Here is a 22899-nt window from a genome sequence, read left to right as displayed (position 1 = left end):
AAGGTAACTAGTTCTCTACTTTTTGAGGAATATAGGCGTTGCTACCAGGTTTTGTTTTTATTTCGTTCCAAGCAGCAATTGCATCAGCTTTTAACCAATAATAGTTTTGGAAATCTTCAAGAGATATAGTTTTTGTTAAAGGTGGACGCATGAATATAGCAACTTCTTTCTTCCATAATTTTCTTTAATTATAAAACATATGTTCTTTTTATGGAAGGATTAATTTGTAAATATAATGGGAAGAGGAGATGACATATGGAAAATGTAATGCAAGTTCGTGTTACTGGAATTTTAATTGAAGATGAAAAAGTATTGCTAGTAAAGCAAAAAGTTGCTAATCGGAATTGGTCTTTACCTGGAGGAAGAGTAGAGAATGGGGAAATGTTAGAAGAAGCGATGATTCGAGAAATGAGAGAAGAAACAGGGTTAGAAGTTAAAATCAAGAAGCTACTCTATGTTTGTGATAAACCGGATGCTAGCCCATCTTTATTGCATATTACGTTTCTGCTTGAAAGGATTGAAGGTGAAATTACTTTACCATCAAATGAATTTGATAATAATCCAATTCATGATGTGCAAATGGCGCCGATTATAGAATTAGGTCATTATGGTTTTTCGGAAACTTTTATAACTCTTATAAGTGAAGGGTTTGCAAATGCAGGGAGTTATCAAGGGTTGAAACGAAATATTGGTCTTTAAATATAGAAGAAGGATAGCTGGTAAGCTATCCTTCCTAAAAATGTTTTACACCGCTGACTGTAAAGAAGAAACAAGCTGATTTAAAAATTCATCTCCGCTCATAATCGCTTTCCCGCCGCCACGCGCACTTTTTTTATTACCGCCACCTTTTCCTTCAATTGCAGGAAGGGCATCTTTTAAAAGGGCATTCATATCGAGCGTTACTGTTTTTCCGCAAGCGAGAATACATTGTAGTTTGTCTTCGTTTTCAATAACAAAATATGTAATGGTATGCTCTTGTTGTTCTGTAATAATAGCAGAAAGTTTTGCGATTTCTTGCATAGAACGAGTTGTAAATACTTTAGAAATAAGTGTTCCAGCATGTATTTCTGTAGGCTGTTGCAGCAATTCATTTGCCTCTGCGAATAATAGTTGTTCAGTCATTGTTTGTATTGCTTTTTCATTTTCTTTTTGAGAAGTAAGAAGTTGTGCTACTTTTGCTGGAATATCAGTTTCGCTACTGTTTAATTGTTTAGAAACATCTTTCATAATTTGTTGCTGTTGCCCCATTAATTTAAGTGTGCGCCAACCAGCGATAAATGTTAAGCGGATGCCACCTTTATTGCGCTCCCAGTTCAGTACTTGAATAGGACCTACTTCACCTGTATGTCTCGGGTGCGTTCCACCACAGCCGTTATAATCAAAGTTTTCGATCATAACAACGCGTATATTTTCTGTTAAAGTTGGTTCTTTGCGAAGAGGTAAAGTTTTCGCTTCTTCTAAGTTCATCCATTTAATGAGAATGGGATGATTTTCAAAAACAATTTTGTTCGCAATTTGCACTGCTTTTTCAACCGTTTCCGCATGAAGACTTTCTGTTTCTAAATCAATTGTTACTGTTTCTTTTCCAAGATGGAATCCGATAGTTGGAATGTTAAAATGATCCCAAAAAGAAGCAGATAAAATGTGCTGAGCTGTATGTTGCTGCATATGATCAAAACGGCGTTCCCAATTAATTTTACCTTCTACTTCTTCTGTATGTAATTGTTCTGAAATGAAGTGGCGGATCTCTTCGTCGACTTCCTCAACACCAAATACTGCAATACCATTTAAAGTTCCAGTATCGTGCGGTTGTCCGCCACCTGTCGGATAAAATGCCGTTTCGTTTAAAACAACGTATAAGTTACCGTCTTTATCATAATCTTGCTTTATAACTTTAGTAGTAAAGTCTTTTTTATAAGCGTCAGTGTAATATAGTTTTTGCTCCAATTTTTTTTCCCCTTTCGTGTTCACTAGTTTCATTGTAAAACAATTAAAATTAGTTTCCTAATATTTCAGAAGAAAGAAACTATTTTTAGAATTTTCTTGCTATAATAAGAAAAAGAAAATGCGGGGGTGGAATGAGCATGTTATATGAAAATGGCGTAGATAAATTGCTTAGTTTAAGCAGAAATATTTCCGAATTATATCGAGAATTAAATGAAATGACCCGGATTTTAACGGATTGTAACCGTGAAAGTGTAAAGTTTGATCGGTTATATGTAAAAGAGTTACTTTGGAAGAAAGAAGATGTAATAGAGAAATATGACCAACTACTTGTACAACTTTGCATCAATGAATGTTTTGATTTAAAAAGTGTCATTACAGGAGAATATAGGTATACATACGAAGAAGTAGAAAACATCGTTTTACAATTTAATGAAAAGTATAATGTTGCAATTTTAATTAAAGATGTTTGTAAAGAATTACAGTTTACATATGGAATTGATATGGACATAACGAGAACGGCTCGGGTATCAACAACTCAAGTATAGAAAAAGGAAAAGAAAGCAGATCCTTTGCTTTCTTTTTTTATGTAAGAAAAGGGAGAGTAGGTTTAAAGATGAAGGGGAAGTTACAAAATATTCATCCGTTAGGAATGACAATCATAGTAGGGACTTTATTTGCGAGGTTCGCCACGTCAATGAGTATTCCTTTTTTAGCAATTTATTTAACGACTGTTAAAGGTGTATCAGCTGGAATGACGGGTGCTATTATCGGAACGAGTGCACTTGTTGGAGTGTTTGCTAGTTTTATCGGGGGGAATTTATCGGATCGATTCGGCCGAAACATGATTATACTATGGTCCATGATCGTTTGGGTGTTTGTATTCTTAGGTTTTTCACTTGCAGATCATGTTTTAAGTTTCTTTTTACTAAATGCTTTGAATGGATTATGTAGGTCCTTTTTTGAACCGACGTCAAGAGCATTATTATCGGATTTAACGAAACCAGAGTATCGTTTACTCGTATATAATTTGCGTTACGGTGCAATCAATGTTGGGGTAGCGATCGGTCCACTTGTTGGATTACAGATTGGAAGCGCAAAATCAACAATTCCTTTTTTAGTAGCAGCTGGGGTATACATTTTATATACAGCTATATTAGCGTTCCAATTTAAGAAGTATCCACTGGAACGCAAGAAAATAAATGCAGAAAAGCCTGTGACAATGTTAAATGCAATTCGTATATTGCGAAAGGATGTCGTATTTTTAGTTGCATTAGTCGGTATTATTTTGAGTAATTGTGGTTTTTCTCACTTAACGACAACGGTATCTCAATATTTTGCGAATGCGCATATATTTCAGGATGGAGTAAAGTTGTTCTCATATATGCTAGCTTTAAATGCAATTGTTGTAGTGATTATTCAATACCCTGTTATTCAAACGTGTAAAAGATATACACCATTAGCATCAATTATGGTTGGCACTTTATTTGTGAGCGCAGGGTTATTTGGATTTGGAATAGTAGAATCTACGTTAGGGGCCGCTGTATGTACATTTATTTTTACAGTGGGAGAAGTTTTAATGTTTTCAATGACAGATGTATTTATTGATGATATAGCTGTCTCAAATCTAAAGGGAACTTATTTTGGAGCGATGGGCTTTTCCGGAATTGGAGGAGTAATTGGTCCTTGGTTTGGGGGCGTACTTCTTGATTATTACGGGTATCAAAATGGGTTTGTAGTATTTTCAGCACTATCTATATTTTCAATTGTAGCCTTTCCGGTTCTTTTAGTTACAAAAGGGTTATTGAAAAAAAGATATGATAGAAATTCTAATATAGAAATGCATGCGAAATAACATAAGCCCCAGTAACCAACTGGGGCTTATGTTTGTATTTATTTTAACTCTTAATTTGAAAAAAGAACTTTCTTTTCATGCTTATTAGCAATTTCATTTTTGGAAATATGAATGGCTAAAAATCCATTCTCTGAGCAGGCTAGCATCTTCTTATAAATGATATTTGCAGGTAAAGGAATGGTCCGCTGCAAAGAAGTGTTTTTATGAAGTATGCAAATGTGTAGGCCTGTCTCCATCTTTTTAATGACTACATTTCGTTCAGATACATTTGGTACATCTGTTTCCAAAATGTACTCTTGTTCAGTTTCGCAAAGGTCAATATGAATTTGATTTGGGAAACTAAAGTTACTACAAGAATCAGAACAAAATTGATCCATCCATTCTTCAAAACCATCAACATGAAAAAGACAAATCTTCTTTTTCTTGCCCATGTAAGACACCCTCCGTAAAATCTCAATTCATACTATGTTATGCATGAATGAAGTAGGGGTGAAGAATAAATGGAAAAATATAAACAGTGTATGTGACAAAAGTAGTTAGTGTGAGCCCTTTGTTTTACATATCATGATGTGCATGGTTTTTTTGGCGTGAATGGTTGCGATTTTTTACTTTATGAGATCCGCTTAATGGTTCAGGTTGTCCTTTTTTTTCTTTAGATTCACGATTGTTTTTTCCCATTGTATGTGACACCTCCTCTTTCTCTTTAGAATGAGAGAAGTTTACGAATTTATACGAGAATGTTTTTAGAAAAAAGGGTAAAGATAAATGGGACTAACTATTACAGAAAGGGGAAAGTATAATGCCATATCATAAAGATAAACAACAAGCTTTTCAAGCAGCGCAGCAAGGGGTTACACAAGCAGAAAATTCATTCAACAATATTGTGAAAAATGATCCAAACTACGGTCATGATTTAAAAGAGTTACGTCAAGAGGTTCAACAAGCGTATGAACAAATTCAAAATGCACTTGAAGTAGCTTCGGAAACACAACGTCCACAACTTGAGCAATACGAAAATAATCTCCAAAATATTATGCGAAATGTGGATCAATTAGAAAAGTAAATGAGGTTGTTGTGTATCCAACAACCTCATTACTTTTAGTGTTACTATGCGGAAACGAAAAATCATTCTATTAATTTTTTCTTTAATTTGTGCAGTACATATATTTCAAGTGGACAAAGTGGAAGCTAAAATGTTGTTAAGAAAAGAGTTAGAGCCAACTGGTTATGTAACGTGGGAAGTACCTAATAATGAGAAGGTTATCGCGATTACGTTTGATGACGGACCAGATGCAACGTATACACCGCAAATATTAGATTTATTACGTCAATACAAAGCAGAAGCGACTTTTTTTATGATTGGATTTCGAGTTCAGCGTAATCCATATTTAGTAAAGCGGGTATTAAAAGAAGGACATGAAATTGGAAATCATACGATGGATCATTTGTACGCAAGTAACTCATCAGATGAGAAATTAAAAAATGATATTTTAAATGGAAAGAAGTATTTTGAAAAATGGGTGAAAGAACCTTTATTATTCCGTCCACCAGGCGGATATATTAATGATGCCGTATTTACAACAGCTAAAGAAGCTGGGTATCAAATTGTTCTATGGTCATGGCACCAAGACCCTCGTGATTGGGCAAACCCAGGAGTTGAATCCATTGTAAATCATGTCCTGAAAAATGCTAAAAGTGGAGATATTGTGCTGTTACACGATGGAGGAAGTAATCGTAGTCAAACCGTTGAGGCATTAGCAAAAATTTTGCCAGAGCTTAAAAAGCAAGGATATCGATTTGTTAAGGTTTCGGAATTGCTGCGCTATAAACATTAGAAAAAATCCCAAAAGGCAGGCGTACCTTTTGGGATTTTTCATTACTGATTCTTTTTACGTTTCTTATTATTTTGTCGCTCTGCAGGAGTTAAAGGTTCGTTTGCAAATTCTTCGCTAAAACCCGCACCTTGTCCTTGTGCAGAAGCAGAATTCATTCCTGAAATAACATGATTTGCTTTTCGTTTACCCATTTGATTTCACCTCTATAATAATTTTTGTAGGTTGAATGATGAACAGTTCATAGCATATATGAACGTAAAATGAAGCACTGAAAGAGTACTTTACTTTACGGTAATAGTATTCATAAGGAGCATGAACACTATTCAAATTTAGAAAGATAAAGAAAACTTATGATAATCTATAAGTTTCTTATTATTTACTTATTTAGAAAGTTGTAATAAGATATTATCGTAAGGTATTGAAAAGTTTGTCTACATTTTATATTCAGACAACTTAGTCACGTTTAACAGGGGGGAAACATAATGGTCAAACATAATCCATTTCAATCACGTGCAACTTTCGAAGTAGATGGAAAAACGTATCATTATTATCAATTAAAAGCGCTTGAAAACGCAGGGGTTGGCAACGTATCTCAATTACCATATTCCGTGAAAGTTTTACTTGAATCTGTACTTCGTCAAGTAGATGGACGCGTAATTACAGAAGAACATGTTACAAATTTAGCGAAGTGGGGAACGAAAGATGTTCAAGATATCGATGTTCCATTTAAACCATCTCGTGTAATTTTACAAGATTTCACTGGTGTTCCAGCTGTTGTTGATTTGGCTTCGCTTCGTAAAGCAATGGCAGACATGGGCGGGGATCCTGATAAAATTAATCCTGAAATTACTGTAGACCTTGTAATTGACCACTCTGTACAGGTTGATAGAGCGGGTACAGCAGACTCGCTTGCATTCAACATGGACTTAGAGTTTAAACGTAATGAAGAACGTTATAAATTTTTAAGCTGGGCACAAAAATCATTTGATAACTACCGTGCAGTTCCACCAGCTACAGGTATTGTACACCAAGTAAACCTTGAATATTTAGCACCAGTTGTTCACGCAGTGAAAAATGCTGAAGGTGACTTAGTTGCATACCCAGATTCATTAGTTGGAACAGACTCACATACAACAATGATTAACGGTATCGGCGTTCTTGGATGGGGCGTTGGTGGTATTGAAGCAGAAGCAGGAATGCTTGGACAGCCTTCATACTTCCCAGTACCTGAAGTAATCGGTGTGAAATTAACAGGTACACTTCCAAGTGGTACTACAGCAACTGACGTTGCATTAAAAGTAACACAAGTATTACGTCAAAAAGGTGTAGTTGGTAAATTCGTTGAGTTCTTCGGTAATGGACTAAAGAGCATGCCTTTAGCTGACCGTGCAACAATTTCAAATATGGCACCAGAATACGGCGCAACTTGTGGATTCTTCCCAATCGACGACATTTCATTAGAATATTTACGTTTAACAGGTAGAGATGAAGAGCAAATTCGCGTTGTTGAAGAATACTGTAAAGCGAACGGTTTATTCTATACAGTAGACAGCAAAGATCCAATTTACACTGATCTTGTTGAAATTGATTTAAATACAATCGAATCTAACCTTTCTGGACCGAAACGCCCACAAGATTTAATTCCACTTTCAGATATGAAAGATGCGTTCCACAAAGCTGTTTTAGCGCCAGTTGGAACACAAGGACTTGGATTTAATGAGCAAGAGTTCGATAAAGAAGTGAAGGTTACATTAGAAGATAAAGAAGTAACGATGAAAACAGGTGCAATTGCAATCGCTGCAATTACAAGCTGTACAAATACATCAAACCCATACGTATTAATTGGAGCAGGTCTAGTTGCGAAGAAAGCAATTGAAAAAGGACTTGTAGTACCTGAGTACGTAAAAACATCATTAGCACCAGGATCTAAAGTTGTTACTGAATACTTAGATAAATCAGGTTTGACAACATATTTAGATCAATTAGGTTTCCAAACAGTTGGTTATGGCTGTACAACTTGTATTGGTAACTCTGGTCCATTAGCAGACGAACTTGAAGAAACAATCGCAGCAAACGACTTACTAGTAACATCTGTTTTATCTGGTAACCGTAACTTTGAAGGACGTATTCACCCGCTTGTAAAAGCGAACTACTTAGCATCACCACCACTTGTTGTGGCATATGCACTTGCAGGTACTGTGGATATTGACCTGAAAAATGATGAAATCGGTAAAGATGCAAATGGCAATGCTGTTTACTTCAACGATATTTGGCCATCAGCTAAAGAAATTGAAGATGTAGTTCAAAGCGTTGTTACATCTGAACTGTTCAAGAAAGAATATGCACAAGTATTTAACAGCAATGAGCGTTGGAATGAAATCCAAACTTCAAATGAAGCTTTATATACTTGGGATAATGATTCAACATACATTCAAAACCCACCGTTCTTTGAAGGATTATCTAAAGAGCCAGGTGAAGTTGAAACATTATCAGGTTTACGCGTAGTTGGTAAATTTGGTGACTCTGTAACGACAGACCATATTTCACCAGCAGGTTCAATCGGTAAGCACACACCAGCTGGACGCTACTTATTAGAGAACGGCGTACAACCAGTTGACTTCAACTCTTACGGTTCTCGTCGTGGTAACCATGAAGTTATGATGCGTGGTACATTCGCGAACATCCGTATTAAAAACCAAATCGCACCAGGAACAGAAGGCGGATATACAACATATTGGCCAACTGGTGAAGTAACATCAATCTATGATGCTGCTATGAAATATAAAGAAGATGGCACAGGCCTTCTAGTTGTTGCTGGTAAAGACTACGGTATGGGAAGTTCTCGTGACTGGGCTGCGAAAGGTACAAACTTATTAGGTATTAAAGCAGTAATCGCGGAAAGCTTCGAGCGTATTCACCGCAGTAACTTAGTATTAATGGGCGTATTACCACTTCAATTTAAAGATGGTGAAAGCGCTGAAACATTAGGTCTTGTTGGTAACGAGTCATTTGAAATTCAAATTGACAAAACAGTTAGACCACGTGATCTTGTAAAAGTAGTTGCAACTGATGCAGATGGCAACGAAAAACAATTTGAAGTAGTAGCTCGTTTCGATAGTGAAGTTGAAATTGACTACTACCGTCACGGTGGTATCCTGCAAATGGTTCTTCGTGAGAAAATCGAAGAGTCTAAAGTGTCAAACTAAATAATTGAAATGAATGATAAGGAAGCTGACATATGTTAGCTTCCTTATTTTATGCAAAGGGATGAAACCAATTGGTTTCATCCCTTTCTTTTTACTAAAAAATGGAGGGAATAGAATGAAAGAATATAAAAGAATATTGTTACCGTTACGACAAGAGAAAATATTAGTAGTGTCAGCCATATGTAGTGGGATTATAGCTGCTATTTTAAACTTATCGCGCCCAATTTTCATGGGATTAATTGTAGATAACCTTATTCAACGGGAGTTTAAAGGTGCCTATTTGTATATTGCATTGTTTGCTGGTAGCCGCTTTATGATGTGGATAAACAATCTTTTATTTGATTATATAAGTTCAAAAGCGAGTCAGCGAATATTACGAATGAAGCGTATAGATGTATTGCGTCATTTTTTTCTATTACCATTTGAAGAGAGTGAGAAAATCAAGCAGGGAGAGTTAGAAACTTTAGTCGTATCCGATATCCCGAATTGGATTAGATTATATGGATCTATATTAATAGAATATATACATGCAATCGCACAATTTATTGGTGCAATTATAGCACTGCAACATATAGATACACAGTTTATCTTGTGGGTAACTCCGTTTTTATTTTTAAGTGCAATTGTTCCGATGTTCATGGGGGAAAAGGTAAGAAATATTGCAAGCATTGCTCAAAAGAATCAATCAAGTGTTGTAGAGATGATGTCACAGTTTGTAAAAGGTATACAAGATTTACGTAGTTTGCAAAAAGAAAAATGGGCCATTCGCTTATTTAAAGGAGTAACGGCACAATCTTATGAAACAGAAGTAAAGAAGACGATGATACAACACTGCATTGGAGTAATTGGAACAATGATTGAAACGGGTGCATATATCGTTGTTCTCGTTATAGGAGCGCAAAAAATAATGAAAGGGGAAATGGAAGTTGGTTCACTTGTTGCAGTGTTAGCTACAATAGAGATGCTCTTTTTCCCAGTCCGTTACGTGGGTGATTTATTAATGATGACACAAGTGGCAGTCGCTTCGGCAAGTAGAGTTTTTTCCTTTTTAGATAAACGAGTGGCAGAATGTAATCGAGAAAGAGCGATGGGGATGACGGTAACAAATGTTTCATTTCAGGAGAGTGATGAAGAGAAATGTAGGATAAAAAACATTGATTTGCAAGTTAATCCAGGTGAACTCATTATGATTGTAGGAGAAAGTGGTGCAGGAAAAACAACGCTTTTAAAATTAATGACAGGTTTGTATAAACCATCTAACGGTAGCGTTGTTTATTACGGTAAAGAGGCTCGAATGACTACAGTAGGGCAGGAACCTCGTTTTTTTCGGACGACAGTAAAAGAGAATATATATTTCGGGGATGAGTATTTAGAAAACGAGTTAGAAAAAAATATTGAACTTATAAATATGAAGTCGATAATTAGAGATTTACCTAAGGGGATTCAAACTGTACTACATAAAAGTGGAGAAGAGTTTTCGGGAGGAGAAAGAAAACGCCTTGCATTATTACGAGCAATTGGTTCAAATCCGAATCTTATTATTTTAGATGAACCGACTGCGGGGTTAGATCCGAGTAATCAAGAAAACGTTTGGAATATGATTGAAGGACTAGGAAGAGATGTAACGAGAATTATTGCAACACATGATGTAGAGAAAGTGATACTAGCGGATCGTGTTGTCATAATGAGAGAAGGAAGTATTGTTGCATGTGGAAGTCCTGAAAAATTAATAAATAGTCATTCATTTTGAAAGAGATGTGAATAAAGATAAGAGCGGTGCCCTTATCTTTATTCAACGTCATTTATTTGATATTCGATAGATTCTGAATGATTTAGATCTACGTTAAAAGTAGCAGTCATAAGGAAAGTTGCAATTCCAAGGATTAAGAAAAGGACAAATGAGACTAGAGAGATGTAAAGACAAATACGTCCTACTTTCTTTTTTTCAAGGTCTTTACTAAAGAGTGAAATGATCCATGTAATAATACCGATGGGGTATAAAAGAAAACTAAGAATATATAATGTTATTTTTTCGAATGAATTCATACACAATCCCCCTTTTGTTGAAGTTTATATAACTATGAAAGTAAAAAGGTGAATAGGTCCAGAAGAAAATGAGTAACACTTCATTTGTTTTTTCTAATTATATGGTCAATTCCCCCCACTGAGACGAAGCGTTTCAGTGGAGGCTTGAGTTAGAACACTAGGTCTTTTCGGTCTATCGCTAGACAGTTTGACGCTCTAGCCTTCATGCCACCTTATGGTAACACCCCAAGTGTGTTTTTGGTTGGTACTGGCAACGAACGATCGTTTTCCCACTTGCACCACCCTTTCGAAAAAGAGCAGTTCTTCCTTGTGGAAGAAGCCACCACTCAGATGAATCCGGCGTGTGCTACAAGCCCCGACAAGTCGAGTACACATGGATGGTTGACACACCCACTAAGCTATGCGCGAAGCAACAGCCTTACGTTTTTGCACTTCTAATAGAATCGGCGTTTTCACTTTGAGATTGTCATCCAATTGTACAACTCTTGATTTTTGCAATGTATTCAATGCACCGTTAATATCAGCGTGAATACATTTCCCTGATTTACTTTGGTACAGTCCACGCGTGATTCGTTTGCCACTAAAGCGATACTGAGTCCTATCACCCTTAGACCAAACTGGAACCGGATCTTTATCAAGAAAACTAGCTTTTGAAGTATAACTTTCTTCTTGTTTCAAAAATCGGATGCCTTCTTTTACACATTTATTCTCAATTGCTGCTATCAGTTTATGGAACGGGATTTGCACAAATGTTTGATTATTCTTTTTCCCCATATGAGATTTTTGTTTCCAACCAGCGTTATACCCTACAACAATCGTACCTATATCGAATTCTTTTACTTTTTTGAACAATAGGCCTACCGTTTGTGCAATGTAACCGTTTATTTGTCGTTCTCGTTTATGCCAAAGTGCAGCGATTTTGTTCGTTACAATTCGTTTTGAAAGTCCATTTCCCACATTTTTCTGCTGGAGGTTACATATCATTTTGTTAAAGTATCGATTTATGGATTTCGATTTTTTTCCATCGATTAAGAAGGCATCACCTGTATTGGTCACGCAACTTACTAATCTATCTACACCTAAATCGCAACCTAAAGCGTTACTCGTAGTCGTGGGTTGTTTCTTCATTTGAGAAACGTGCATTTCATATGTGTAATGCACTTCAAAGAACCGACCTTTTTGCTTCGGTACAATCTCAATGTAGGAGATTTTTTTATTTCTTAAGTTTTTAGGCATACGTATTCTAATAGAACCAAATTTTTTTCTGAATGCCACATTCATCGGAATGATCCAATACCCGTTCTCATCCACTTTTGGAACTTGATAGATTTCAATAATTCGTTTGTCAGTGGAACGAGAGTAATTTGGAAACTTAGGACGTCCTGTGAAGGTTTCAGGTTTTTTCTTCCACTGATCCAACGCTTTAAAAAAGCTCTTCACTTCTGTAAATAGGGCTCTACGAATCGCTTGAACAGAGTTTGATTGAATACCCCAGTAGTTCATATCGGCTTGCATGGCAGTATCTACTTCCTTTACAGTAGCCATTTTATTATCGTTCAAATAACTTTGTTTAATGGTGTACAATCCAACATTTCGCAATGCTTTTGAACTATGTGACATGCACTTAAGTAAACGAAATTCTTTAGCTGTGAGGCAAGCTCGTCCGATATTCTGTTTCTGCGTGAATTGTTGTATGGTTTCTCTTTTCTTTTGTTTACGTAATACTTTTACCGCTTTCTTTCTAGCCATTGTTTTCACCACCTTTCTTAGAGCATTCATTAAAATTATTTTTGACAAATCAATATTGGGAACGAAATGGAACAAAATGCGAACATGTTCTTCATCGTAATTCTTTTGGCTCAAGTAGCCGAATGATGATCATTATTCAATTTCGTTGTCTTACAATCCATTCCCTCCTTATATAGGGCAGATTATATCGTAAGACAAAAGAAACAAAATTTTTTCGTCTACCTGCTGACGGCGATTCATCTCCACCTGAATTGTTGGGCTTCACCCGTAACACAAATCAGATGGAGTCTTCTTGCCGAAAAGGATAAAAAGGAAGGAATTGCACTTCAAATAAGAATATTCCGATTTTTTAGACTGTGAATATTTCCAAGCTCGTCCGTATAAGCTAAAATAAGGTATATAGTATTTTCATGAATATGTTAAAAGAAGATAAATACGTTAGGGTGATATAAAATGTGGCGGAAGCTTACGATTATTGTCGTATTACTTTGTTTAGCTGGATATGCAGCTTATGAACAGTTTGGAAAAAAAGAGCAGGCGGTACAAGAAAAGCAAGAAAAAAGTGAAGCTGTTATGAAAGAGATGATTGCAAGGAACGGTATTGAAATAGGGAAGGTTGCACCAGATTTTGAATTGACTAAGTTAGATGGAACGAATGTAAAGTTATCAGATTTAAAAGGAAAGAAAGTGATTTTAAACTTTTGGGCAACGTGGTGTGGGCCTTGTCAGCAAGAAATGCCTGATATGGAGGCTTTCTATAAAGAACATAAAGAAAACGTAGAAATTCTAGCAATAAACTATACGCCTTCAGAAAAAGGTGGGGGCGAAGAAAAGGTAAGCAATTTTGCGAAGGAAAAAGGAATTACTTTTCCTATTTTATTGGACAAGAACATTGATGTGACAACAGCGTATAAAGTAATTACGATTCCAACTTCGTATTTTATAGATACGAAAGGTGTCATTCAAGATAAGTTCATTGGACCGATGACGCAAAAAGAGATGGAAAAACGAATTGCGAGATTAAAGTAACGGTGAAAAGGTAGAAGTGGAAAGTAGCCATTTCTGCCTTTTCTTTTTTAAGTGGTGATAACTTCATGATATGATGTAAGAAATATATCCGTTAATAGATAAAGGAGTGGTATGGAGTGGGGAATGTATCCTTACCGTTAGATTATGTTGTAATTGACTTTGAAACAACAGGATTTAACCCTTATAATGATAAAATTATTCAAGTAGCAGCAGTGAAATATCGTAATCATGAATTAGTAGATCAATTTGTTTCTTATGTGAATCCAGAGCGTCCAATTCCGGACCGAATAACGAGTTTAACAGGTATTACAAATTATCGTGTTTCAGATGCACCGACGATTGAAGAAGTGTTACCTTTATTTTTAGCATTTTTACATACAGATGTTATTGTGGCCCATAACGCTTCTTTTGATATGCGCTTTTTGAAAAGTAATGTAAATATGCTTGGATTACCTGAGCCTGAAAATAAAGTGATTGATACGGTATTCTTAGCGAAGAAATATATGAAGCATGCGCCTAATCATAAACTTGAAACGTTAAAACGAATGCTTGGAATTCGTCTAAGTTCTCATAATGCATTTGATGACTGTATTACGTGTGCAGCTGTTTATCAAAAATGTGCATCTATTGAAGAAGAAACAAACAGGAAATCGGATACGGAAGTACTTGATGAAACAGCAGTATATGAAGCAGTAAAAAAGATGCTTGTACGAAATAAACGTGATATCGAATGGGTTCGTTGCATGAATGTAGGAAGTTATTTAGATATAAAAGCTTTTTATCCAGTTATGAGAGTAAAAGTAAAAGGGCGAAAGAAATACATATTAACAGAGATATTAGAAGATGATGTGAAAGAAATATGTGCGAGTTTAGCATGTGAACCGGCGTTAAAAAGTGAAGTTGGTAATACGAGAATTATGCTTAATAGCTTAGAGGATGTCCTGAAATTAGAAAGTTATATTTTAGAACAGTATGATTTCGTACTGCAATCGCTGCGTGATTATAAAGAAAGTGAAGTGAATGCAGAAGAGAAATTAAAAGAGTATTTAAACGTTATGGTATAAAAACTCAGTGTGCTATTTTGAAGAGCAGAGTACATTACTGAGAAGAAGTATTGTGATTGGTTTGATATTGAAAGCCCCCATCGTTTTAGTCATATCTAAAATGATGGGGGCTAATTTGTTTTCTAGTTAGTCACTTATTAAAAGAAAATTTGTTTATTTATCTTACAAATTTTCTTTGAAAAGTTCTGGTAAAAAATTACTGAACTCACTCATTTCTTCTACGTTGTGTTTATATAAACCACTTAGATTAATAAATGGTGGTAATCCTTTCGGGAAAATGAATGTAGAAGTCATTACTGTACCGTTATCGGATTTTTCATATTGGTGTATTACTTGTGAAATTACATTGTCATTATCATCTAAACATGAACCCATTAAAACGTGGCTGTAATGTGTATTTATAGGACAATCTTTAGGATCTTCCCATCTAATTCTTAGCGGAAATTCTAGTCCATCCCCAGCAGATTCAATTGAAGCTGATATGGCTCCCACATGCCCATGTACTTTAGGATCAACTAACCATTTAAAATCAACATGTTCTTCTGGGTGCCATAGTTTATATCGTTCAGAGTTATCAATATTATCCCACCACCAGTCAATCATTTCTGGTGTTACGTTATTCAATTCATGTTCAACTACTATTGATACTTGGTTTTTCATTTTAGTGCCTCCTATTTTTTAATCAACATAGTGTTGGTTATTTATATTTGTTATTATAGTTTGTATATTTCATGTGTTCAATAAACAGAAATAGCCGATCTGTTGTATTTTGAACACTTTATAAAAATATGTCTAAAAAATTTATGAGGTAAAAATTAGGAAAAGAATACACTAATTTACGTATAGCTCGTATTAACGAAGCAATACGTAATGCACGAACTAACTTAATATATGAAAAAGGAATGGATTGCATACGGTAAAGGATATTACAATTAGAGCCAATAGTAATCGAGGGACATTTGCTCGGAAGTCAAAATATTTTTCGAATTAAGATATGGACGAAATGGTAACGGATCGATTAAATTTATCTTTTTAACAATGTATATGAAAAATATACTTTGAAAATATGTCAAAAGTACTAAGTGAATTGCAGCGGATGGTTTAGGTGTTTTGGTATGTGTCCAGATTTTGTGAGTGTTGCAATTTATTGTACATGGAGTTTTTTTAGGAGTATTAAAACATAAAATTTTCTTGCAAATCTGATTAAAGAGTTTTTCCTTTGCTCATACTATGTAATAAGAAAGCGAAGGAGAGAGGGTGAGCAGCATGAGAAGAAGTCGCCGTAAATCGTTTGAAGAACTTGTAAATGAAAATAAACAACAATTATTAAGCGATCGCGATGCAATCGATCGCATTGAAGAACGTATTGAAAAACGTTATGAAATGAAACTTTTTAAGCAAGCTGAATAATTCTTAACACTGGTACGATACTAGTGTTAAGGAGGCGATAGTAATGGGTAATCCGAAAAAGAATTCAAAAGACTTTGCACCAAATCAAATTGGAACACAATCGAAAAAAGCTGGCGGCAATAAAGGGAAGCAAATGCAAGACCAAACTGGCAAACAACCGATTGTAGATAACGGTTAAAGAAAAGGAGAATGTTGCATTCTCCTTTTTTGTATAAATTTGAAGGAACATAGGCAATTTAAGATGGTATGTATAAAGAATTAGGAGGGAAGTACATGCCGAATCCAGATAATCGAAATGACAACGCTGAAAAATTACAAGAAATGGTACAAAATACGATTGATAATTTTAATGAAGCAAAAGAAACAGCGGAACTTTCTAATGAAAAAGATCGTGCTGCCATTGAAGCGAAAAATCAAAGACGTTTAGAAAGTATTGATTCATTAAAAAGTGAAATAAAAGATGAATCTTAATAGAATGTACAAAAAAGGGCTGACAAAAGTCAGCCCTTTTTTGTAATCGTAAAGTTTTCGACGAGTAAGCGCCAATTTTGTGGGAATGGTAGACCAATCTTCCAGTAGCTAATGCCGCCTATACCTTGTTCTTTCATTAAATTAAATTTACTTTGCACGGACCGTGAATCTTCAAACCAAACTTCGTGTTGTACGCCGTTTTCGTCAAAGTAATTAAAATGAGGAGCTTGAGCTGTAAAATCATAACGGATAGGAACATTGTACTTACGTGCTAATGCGACGGCTGCGACAGAACTAACAGCTTTTGCTGGCGGATTACCTTGTTTAAATGGAAGTTTCCAATCGAACCCATATAAATTTTGCCCCATCATAATTTTTTGTGGTGGCATTTGAGATTTTGCATATTGAAGTACTTCTTTCACTGGGCCTATAGGAGAAATAGCCATCGGTGGTCCGCCTTGCCAACCCCAGTCATATGTCATAATGACAACGAAATCAACAATTTGACCTTGGGCTTTATAGTCATGAGCTTCAAAGAATTTTCCTTTTTGATTGGAACTCGTTTTTGGTACAAGTGTTGTACTGAGTGTGTATCCGTTAGGTAAACGTGTTTTCACATTTCGTAAAAAGCGATTATACGCCTCGCGGTCTTCAGGTGCCACATTTTCGAAATCGAAATGAATGTCGCGCATCCCGTACTTTTCAGCTGTTTGCAAAATGTTAGTGATAAATTTATTTTGAATCGTTGCGTCGCGTAAAAGAACCGATGTTAGATCGGTACTGAAATTTCCATTTTCAATATTTGTAATTACAAGCATAGGGATGGTATTGCCTTGCGTTGCAATATTGGCGATTTTAGCTGTTTCAGTTGGTTCTTTTAATGTACCATCTCTCTTTGCCTCAAAACTGAAGTAGGCTAAGTATGTTAAAAATGGATTAATGGCACGTGTAGAATTAACTAAACTTTCTTTTATGGGTATAGTTGAAGGTTGTAAATAAGCAATGGATTCTACTGCTCGTTTTGTTCCTTTTGGCACATATAATTGTTGTCCGACATGGAGAATGGATTTTAAAGATAGATTATTAACTTTAGCTAAACTAGCGAGGGGAACATTATATGTTTGAGAAATTCGATATAGGCTATCGCCAGGCTGTACATAATAATTATTCCCTTTCGTATTCACGATAAGTGCCTGACCAACAACAAGTGTTTCAGCTGGATTTAGTCCATTGTCTTTTACTATTTCGTCAGGTGTTGAGCCATATTTTGATGCCAAGCTATATACACTATCACCACTACGGACAGTTACAATTTGAATCATATGCTTGCTCCTTTCAGGAAAAGATTCACTGTTTCTATTTTATTTTTGATGTCACTGTATTATGATTAAATGTATGCAAAGTAGCAGAAGTGAAAGAAGGCGAATACATATGTTTGTAGCAGAACATGAAGTGGAAATCCGTTATGCGGAAACAGATCAAATGGGTGTTGTTTACCATTCAAATTATTTGGTGTGGCTAGAACTAGGTCGCACGAAACTTATACAAGACTTAGGATTTTCATATGTTGAAATGGAGAAAGGGGGAATTATTTCTCCTGTGTTAGATTTGCAAATTTCATACCGTAAAGCGATGCGTTATGGAGAAAAAGCAATCGTAAAAACGTGGGTCGATAGCGTGAGCCCGCTCCGCGTTGTATACGGATATGAAATTTATAACGGTGATGGTGAACTTTGTATTACTGCAAGTACAACGAATATTTGTGCGAAAAAAGAAGGCTTCCGTCCTGTATCGTTTAAAAAGTTATATCCTGAGTGGTATGCGAAATATGAGGAAATTAAGAAAAAATAAAAAAGCGTGGCAGCAGCCACGTTTTTTTATTTTTCATAATTAAATTGCGGGAAATCATCGCCGTCGTTAAGTGTAACAGATAAATTATGTCCATCGAAGAACCACTCATCATCACCTTCAATAAAGAAGTTAATATCTTCTTCTTGAATTTGAACAGCAGGGTGAGCAGGATCATCTTTACGAATACCTAAAGAAAGTCCTTTTTGCACAGTACTGCAACCACCGTATTGTACGAAAAAGCGTAGTGTTTCACCTGATTGTAAGTTTAATTCGTTTTTATACCATTGTGCTGCTTCTTTTGTTACGGAAAGATTCATGTGTAGTTCCTCCAAATTATGTTGCTTTTTCTTTAGTATAAAAAATAACGCAAAAAGACGCTATTAATATGCTTCACGTTTTCTTTTTGCGTTATGTGGGTTACGATCTTATTTTTGCTTTTTTGAAAAGTTTGCTTTTGGTTCAGTTTTATTTATAATTCGTCCGATATTTGCACGGTGTTTATAAATAACCATACCTGCTAATAAACACATCGCAATAATGAAGATTTTATCCCCGCTAACAATGGATGCGATAACAGCAACGACAGCTGTTACCATAGAAGAAAGTGATACGTATCTCGTTGTAAATAAAAGGGTGAAAAATACAACAGCTAATATTGCGAAAACAACTGGTGAGTAGCATAATAGCACCCCAGCAGAAGTTGCAACTGCTTTACCACCGCGGAATTTCGCGAAAATCGGATATACATGTCCAAGAACAGCTGCTAATCCGAACCATAGTGGGTGAATATCTAATCCGAAAATCATCGGTAGGGCTGTTGCTAATGTACCTTTTAAAATGTCAGCAATTGTAACGGTAAAACCTGCTTTTTTCCCTAATGTGCGGAATGTATTTGTTCCGCCCAAATTACCGCTTCCGTGCTCACGAATGTCGATTCCATAGCCAATTTTTCCAACGACTAGTGCAAATGGAATCGATCCAAGTAAGTAGGCAACGATAAATAAAAGATATGTAGTAATCATAAGTTCAGTCTCCTTTATTCAAATGTGTTGATAAAGGGTAAAAAGAGTTTTTCCCGTATATTGTACCATACATTTGTAAAGAGCACATTTCTTTTTTATAAATGAAAAATTCATTAATTCGTGAAAAAAATTTCACAGGAATGTTACATTTCTCACAGAAACAGTAAGACTATATGTAGTAACATTTTAATCAAAAGACAACAACATATTGGTGGAGGGTTATAAATGTTACAACAAAATGTACGTGGAGAAGAATTAATGAAAGTATTTGAGACGATTGTCCACGGTAATGAGCAAGACTTAATGCAAGAAAATGCAAATGTAGATGGCCGCTCTCCAATGGGAGTAATGGGAACGTTCGCATCTGAGAGTGCAAAATATTATGCAGTTAAAAATTTATTGTCAGATCAAGTAAAAAAAGCGATAAATCAAAATATATTATATCCACATGATTTAGATTTCTATGCGACAGGAACGACGACTTGTTCGCAAATTCCGCTAGCGCATATGCTTGCTAACGGCTTTCATACTGGACATGGACATATGAGACAACCGCAAGACATTAAAAGTGCATTGGCTCTTTCTTCTATTATTTTTCAAGCGAATCAAAATATGCAACACGGTGGTCAATCGTTTGCACTCTTTGATATTGATTTAGCTCCGTATGTAAGAAAAACAGTAGAGAGACATAAAAATCGATTACAGTCATATCCGCTTACGAAAGAACAAATAGAGGAATTTGCATGGAAAGAAACAGAGAATGATACGTATCAGGCGTGTGAGGCTTTTGTTCATAATTCAAATAGTATGCATAGTAGGGGCGGGGGGCAAGTACCGTTTATTTCTATTAATTACGGAACAGACACATCGAAAGAGGGACGACTTTTAATTAAGCAACTTTTAAAAGCAACACAAGCTGGCCTCGGTAAAGGAGAAACACCGATTTTTCCAATTCAAATTTTTAAGATGAAAAAAGGTGTGAATTTTGAAGAGTGTGATCCAAACTATGATTTGTTTGAATTAGCATTAGAGACAACTGCAGAGCGGTTATTCCCTAACTTTTCATTTTTAGATGCTCCGTTTAATGCAGTGCATTATGACGGGCGACCTGAAAGTGAAGTATGTTACATGGGATGTCGTACCCGTGTTATGTCTAACATACATGGAGAAGAAACAGCGATTGGAAGAGGGAATTTATCATTTACGTCTATTAATTTAGTGAAATTAGCGTTAATTAGTGGTTCAAAAGAAGCGTTTTTTGAAGCGTTAAATTATTACTTAGATTTAGGAATTAAGCAACTATTAGAGAGATTCGCGTATCAATGTACGAAGCGAGCGAGAGATTTTCGATTTTTATATTCACAAGGCGTATGGCGTGGTGGAGAAACGTTACAGCCCGAAGATTCGGTAGCACCGATTTTGAAGCAAGGGACGTTAAGTATTGGTTTTATTGGTCTTGCAGAATGTTTAGTAGCTTTAACAGGAAAGCATCATGGAGAAGATGAAGAGTCATGGAAACTTGGGTATGAAATCATTTCCTTTATGAGGGAGAGAATGGATAAGGCGACAGAAGAACACGAGCTGAATTTCTCAGTAATTGCAACTCCTGCTGAAGGGTTATCAGGTAAGTTTGTGAAAAAGGATAGAGAAGAATTTGGGGTAATTGGCGGTATAACAAATCATAATTATTATACGAATTCATTCCATATTCCAGTATATTATAACATTCAAGCGATAAATAAAATTCGTTTAGAAGGACCTTTCCATGCTCTATGCAATGGAGGACATATTACGTATATTGAACTAGACGGGGCAGCTATGCATAACAAAAAGGCGTTAAAGCAAATTGTGCAAGCAATGGCCGAGAATGGCGTCGGATACGGCTCAATTAATCATCCAGTTGATCGTTGTAAGTGCTGCAAGTATCACGGAGTCATTGGAAATGAATGTCCAAGCTGCGGAAATGAAGATGAGGCCAATATAGAAAGAATTCGCCGAATAACTGGCTATCTTGTAGGAGATATGTCGAAGTGGAATAGTGCGAAACGTAGTGAAGAGATGGATCGGGTGAAGCATAAATGAAAGTTATGAACATTATTCATGATAGTGTAGTAGATGGAGAAGGGTTGCGGACAGTCGTGTTTTTTGCGGGCTGTCCGCATCGTTGTTTCGGATGCCATAATCCGAAATCGTGGAATATTTGTAATGGAACTGAAATGACAGTAGAAGAAATTGTGAAAGAGATTGAAAGTAATCCATTAACTGATGTAACATTTTCAGGTGGAGATCCATTTTTTCAAGCTGCTGAAGTGAAAAAAGTAGCACAAGCCGTGAAAAATTTGAAGAAAAATTTATGGATGTATACAGGTTATACGTTAGAAGAGATACAGAGTTCTCAAAATAATGATATGATAGAGTTGTTACATTATGGGGATGTTTTGGTCGATGGAAGATTTGAAATCGAGAAAAGAGATTTAGCACTTCCATTTCGCGGAAGCTCCAATCAACGTATTATTCGATTGAAAGAGTAAAAAGGCGGGATTTATATGAATAAAACAGTATTGCTAGTTGAAGATGAAAGAAGATTACGTGAAATTGTTAGTGATTATTTTCGTAATGAAGGTTTTGAAGTAATCGAAGCAGAAGACGGGAAAAAAGCGTTAGAATTATTTGCAGAGCATGAAATTGATTTAATTATGTTAGATATTATGTTACCAGAAATAGATGGATGGTCTGTTTGTAGACGAATTAGAAAAGAGTCAGCGGTACCAATTATTATGTTGACAGCACGTTCGGATGAAGACGATACATTGCTAGGTTTTGAATTAGGCGCAGATGAGTATGTGACAAAGCCTTTTAGTCCGAAAGTGTTAGTAGCTCGCGCGAAGACGTTATTGAAACGTGCAGATGGCGTGGTAGGAGTAGCAGAAGAAAATGCTATGTCTTTAGCTGGAATAGAAGTGAATCGACTATCTAGAACTGTTTTAGTAGATGGAGAAGAAATAATATTGACACATAAAGAATTTGAACTTCTTGTTTATTTAATGGAGAACAAAGGAATTGTATTGTCACGTCAACATTTATTAGATCAGTTATGGGGATATGACTACTATGGCGATGATAGAACGGTTGATACACATATTAAAAAACTACGAAATAAGCTGGGAGATAAAGCGAAGCATATCGGTACTGTTATTCGAGTGGGTTACAAGTTCGAAGAATGATCATAAAGGTTACTATGTACTTTAGCTTGAAAATATAGCAAATTTATATTCTCCTTTGTAGGTAGAATGTACAAAAATACTTTTATTGTCTACTATGGTAGATAGGAGTATTTTTTTAATTGGATTTCACGATGAGTTCACAAGAAGGACACAAAACGTGGCTATACTGAAAATACGAATTCACCAGAGAGGG

At 35.7% G+C, this 22899-nt stretch carries 26 protein-coding genes and 1 pseudogene; 16 read left to right on the top strand and 11 right to left on the bottom strand.

All coding sequences use genetic code 11. The features are described 5' to 3' along the window. Positions 1-7: 7 nt before the first annotated feature. Positions 8-97, bottom strand: a pseudogene (locus ACQKNI_RS08015) (DUF6434 domain-containing protein); the annotation flags it as partial. A 158-nt stretch (positions 98-255) separates the two neighbouring features. Here ACQKNI_RS08015 and ACQKNI_RS08010 point away from each other — a divergent pair. After that, entirely contained in the window at positions 256-699 is a 444-nt protein-coding gene (locus ACQKNI_RS08010) for an NUDIX domain-containing protein (RefSeq protein ID WP_088233235.1), read from the top strand. Positions 700-744: 45 nt separating this feature from the next. Here ACQKNI_RS08010 and ACQKNI_RS08005 read toward each other — a convergent pair whose 3' ends face one another. Next, positions 745-1947: an alanyl-tRNA editing protein gene (locus ACQKNI_RS08005; RefSeq protein ID WP_170933806.1), complete on the bottom strand. Its 1203-nt coding sequence runs from the start codon at positions 1945-1947 to the stop codon at positions 745-747. 137 nt (positions 1948-2084) lie between these two features. On the opposite strand from ACQKNI_RS08005, the gene ACQKNI_RS08000 reads away from it, so the two are divergent. Continuing rightward, positions 2085-2492 (top strand): hypothetical protein, encoded by a 408-nt coding sequence (locus ACQKNI_RS08000; protein ID WP_140417538.1) that lies wholly within the window; start codon positions 2085-2087, stop codon positions 2490-2492. Between the two features lie 68 nt (positions 2493-2560). Then, positions 2561-3799, top strand: a complete 1239-nt coding sequence (locus ACQKNI_RS07995; protein ID WP_098357634.1) for an MDR family MFS transporter — start codon at positions 2561-2563, stop codon at positions 3797-3799. A 50-nt stretch (positions 3800-3849) separates the two neighbouring features. On the opposite strand, the gene ACQKNI_RS07990 is transcribed toward ACQKNI_RS07995, so the two are convergent. Together ACQKNI_RS07990 and ACQKNI_RS07985 are read right to left on the bottom strand one after the other, a co-directional pair. Next, on the bottom strand, positions 3850-4230 hold the full coding sequence (locus ACQKNI_RS07990) for an Hsp20/alpha crystallin family protein (RefSeq protein ID WP_140417539.1): 381 nt from the start codon (positions 4228-4230) through the stop codon (positions 3850-3852). Positions 4231-4354: 124 nt separating this feature from the next. After that, positions 4355-4477 (bottom strand): small acid-soluble spore protein P, encoded by a 123-nt coding sequence (locus ACQKNI_RS07985; protein ID WP_000517651.1) that lies wholly within the window; start codon positions 4475-4477, stop codon positions 4355-4357. Between the two features lie 121 nt (positions 4478-4598). On the opposite strand from ACQKNI_RS07985, the gene ACQKNI_RS07980 reads away from it, so the two are divergent. Together ACQKNI_RS07980 and pdaB are read left to right on the top strand one after the other, a co-directional pair. Next, on the top strand, positions 4599-4862 hold the full coding sequence (locus tag ACQKNI_RS07980) for a hypothetical protein (protein WP_088233240.1): 264 nt from the start codon (positions 4599-4601) through the stop codon (positions 4860-4862). Between the two features lie 46 nt (positions 4863-4908). Further along, on the top strand, positions 4909-5634 hold the full coding sequence (gene pdaB, locus ACQKNI_RS07975) for a polysaccharide deacetylase family sporulation protein PdaB (protein ID WP_098252601.1): 726 nt from the start codon (positions 4909-4911) through the stop codon (positions 5632-5634). A 41-nt stretch (positions 5635-5675) separates the two neighbouring features. Here the strand turns inward: pdaB and sspO are convergent, their stop codons facing one another. Then, entirely contained in the window at positions 5676-5825 is a 150-nt protein-coding gene (sspO, locus tag ACQKNI_RS07970) for a small acid-soluble spore protein O (protein WP_088233242.1), read from the bottom strand. Between the two features lie 291 nt (positions 5826-6116). On the opposite strand from sspO, the gene acnA reads away from it, so the two are divergent. Further along, positions 6117-8840, top strand: coding sequence for an aconitate hydratase AcnA (gene acnA, locus ACQKNI_RS07965; RefSeq protein ID WP_427282305.1), 2724 nt, complete (start codon positions 6117-6119; stop codon positions 8838-8840). A gap of 115 nt (positions 8841-8955) precedes the next feature. After that, positions 8956-10590: an ABC transporter ATP-binding protein gene (locus tag ACQKNI_RS07960; protein WP_088233244.1), complete on the top strand. Its 1635-nt coding sequence runs from the start codon at positions 8956-8958 to the stop codon at positions 10588-10590. A gap of 38 nt (positions 10591-10628) precedes the next feature. Here ACQKNI_RS07960 and ACQKNI_RS07955 read toward each other — a convergent pair whose 3' ends face one another. Together ACQKNI_RS07955 and ACQKNI_RS07950 are read right to left on the bottom strand one after the other, a co-directional pair. Continuing rightward, complete coding sequence (locus ACQKNI_RS07955; RefSeq protein ID WP_088233245.1) at positions 10629-10886, bottom strand: hypothetical protein; 258 nt, start codon at positions 10884-10886, stop codon at positions 10629-10631. A gap of 393 nt (positions 10887-11279) precedes the next feature. Continuing rightward, a complete protein-coding gene (locus tag ACQKNI_RS07950) occupies positions 11280-12635 on the bottom strand; it encodes an RNA-guided endonuclease TnpB family protein (protein ID WP_088233246.1) in 1356 nt (451 codons plus the stop codon). A 453-nt stretch (positions 12636-13088) separates the two neighbouring features. On the opposite strand from ACQKNI_RS07950, the gene ACQKNI_RS07945 reads away from it, so the two are divergent. After that, positions 13089-13664, top strand: coding sequence for a redoxin domain-containing protein (locus ACQKNI_RS07945; protein ID WP_098357671.1), 576 nt, complete (start codon positions 13089-13091; stop codon positions 13662-13664). Positions 13665-13780: 116 nt separating this feature from the next. Continuing rightward, a complete protein-coding gene (locus tag ACQKNI_RS07940) occupies positions 13781-14728 on the top strand; it encodes a 3'-5' exonuclease (protein ID WP_088233248.1) in 948 nt (315 codons plus the stop codon). Between the two features lie 162 nt (positions 14729-14890). Here the strand turns inward: ACQKNI_RS07940 and ACQKNI_RS07935 are convergent, their stop codons facing one another. After that, positions 14891-15388: a DAPG hydrolase family protein gene (locus tag ACQKNI_RS07935; protein ID WP_098841446.1), complete on the bottom strand. Its 498-nt coding sequence runs from the start codon at positions 15386-15388 to the stop codon at positions 14891-14893. Between the two features lie 606 nt (positions 15389-15994). Here ACQKNI_RS07935 and ACQKNI_RS07930 point away from each other — a divergent pair. From ACQKNI_RS07930 to tlp, 3 genes are all read left to right on the top strand, one after another. Continuing rightward, on the top strand, positions 15995-16138 hold the full coding sequence (locus ACQKNI_RS07930) for an FbpB family small basic protein (protein ID WP_001254699.1): 144 nt from the start codon (positions 15995-15997) through the stop codon (positions 16136-16138). A gap of 43 nt (positions 16139-16181) precedes the next feature. Further along, positions 16182-16316, top strand: a complete 135-nt coding sequence (sspN, locus tag ACQKNI_RS07925; RefSeq protein WP_000527988.1) for an acid-soluble spore protein SspN — start codon at positions 16182-16184, stop codon at positions 16314-16316. A 95-nt stretch (positions 16317-16411) separates the two neighbouring features. Then, the gene (gene tlp, locus ACQKNI_RS07920; RefSeq protein ID WP_001133508.1) at positions 16412-16609 is read left to right on the top strand and encodes a small acid-soluble spore protein Tlp; all 198 of its coding nucleotides are present in this window, start codon (positions 16412-16414) and stop codon (positions 16607-16609) included. A 29-nt stretch (positions 16610-16638) separates the two neighbouring features. Here the strand turns inward: tlp and ACQKNI_RS07915 are convergent, their stop codons facing one another. Then, the gene (locus ACQKNI_RS07915) at positions 16639-17931 is read right to left on the bottom strand and encodes a glycosyl hydrolase family 18 protein (protein WP_427282304.1); all 1293 of its coding nucleotides are present in this window, start codon (positions 17929-17931) and stop codon (positions 16639-16641) included. A 109-nt stretch (positions 17932-18040) separates the two neighbouring features. On the opposite strand from ACQKNI_RS07915, the gene ACQKNI_RS07910 reads away from it, so the two are divergent. Beyond that, complete coding sequence (locus ACQKNI_RS07910) at positions 18041-18460, top strand: acyl-CoA thioesterase (protein WP_427282303.1); 420 nt, start codon at positions 18041-18043, stop codon at positions 18458-18460. A gap of 26 nt (positions 18461-18486) precedes the next feature. Here the strand turns inward: ACQKNI_RS07910 and ACQKNI_RS07905 are convergent, their stop codons facing one another. Together ACQKNI_RS07905 and plsY are read right to left on the bottom strand one after the other, a co-directional pair. Beyond that, the gene (locus ACQKNI_RS07905) at positions 18487-18777 is read right to left on the bottom strand and encodes a HesB/YadR/YfhF family protein (protein ID WP_427282302.1); all 291 of its coding nucleotides are present in this window, start codon (positions 18775-18777) and stop codon (positions 18487-18489) included. 108 nt (positions 18778-18885) lie between these two features. Continuing rightward, on the bottom strand, positions 18886-19482 hold the full coding sequence (plsY, locus tag ACQKNI_RS07900) for a glycerol-3-phosphate 1-O-acyltransferase PlsY (RefSeq protein ID WP_088233198.1): 597 nt from the start codon (positions 19480-19482) through the stop codon (positions 18886-18888). A gap of 225 nt (positions 19483-19707) precedes the next feature. On the opposite strand from plsY, the gene ACQKNI_RS07895 reads away from it, so the two are divergent. Genes ACQKNI_RS07895 through ACQKNI_RS07885 form a run of 3 tightly spaced genes read left to right on the top strand, consistent with a single transcriptional unit; the run spans position 19708 to position 22706 of the window. Next, positions 19708-21564 (top strand): anaerobic ribonucleoside triphosphate reductase, encoded by a 1857-nt coding sequence (locus tag ACQKNI_RS07895; protein WP_088233199.1) that lies wholly within the window; start codon positions 19708-19710, stop codon positions 21562-21564. Then, positions 21561-22013, top strand: a complete 453-nt coding sequence (gene nrdG / locus ACQKNI_RS07890; protein ID WP_088233200.1) for an anaerobic ribonucleoside-triphosphate reductase activating protein — start codon at positions 21561-21563, stop codon at positions 22011-22013. The genes ACQKNI_RS07895 and nrdG overlap by 4 nt, the downstream gene beginning before the upstream one ends. 15 nt (positions 22014-22028) lie before the next feature. Further along, the gene (locus ACQKNI_RS07885; RefSeq protein WP_001044683.1) at positions 22029-22706 is read left to right on the top strand and encodes a response regulator transcription factor; all 678 of its coding nucleotides are present in this window, start codon (positions 22029-22031) and stop codon (positions 22704-22706) included. Positions 22707-22899: the final 193 nt, after the last annotated feature.

The sequence above is a fragment of the Bacillus sp. NPDC094064 genome, from assembly GCF_050279585.1.
GTDB lineage: Bacteria > Bacillota > Bacilli > Bacillales > Bacillaceae_G > Bacillus_A.
Note: the sequence above shows the minus strand (reverse complement) of the source record. Positions and strands in the feature narration are given on the sequence as shown.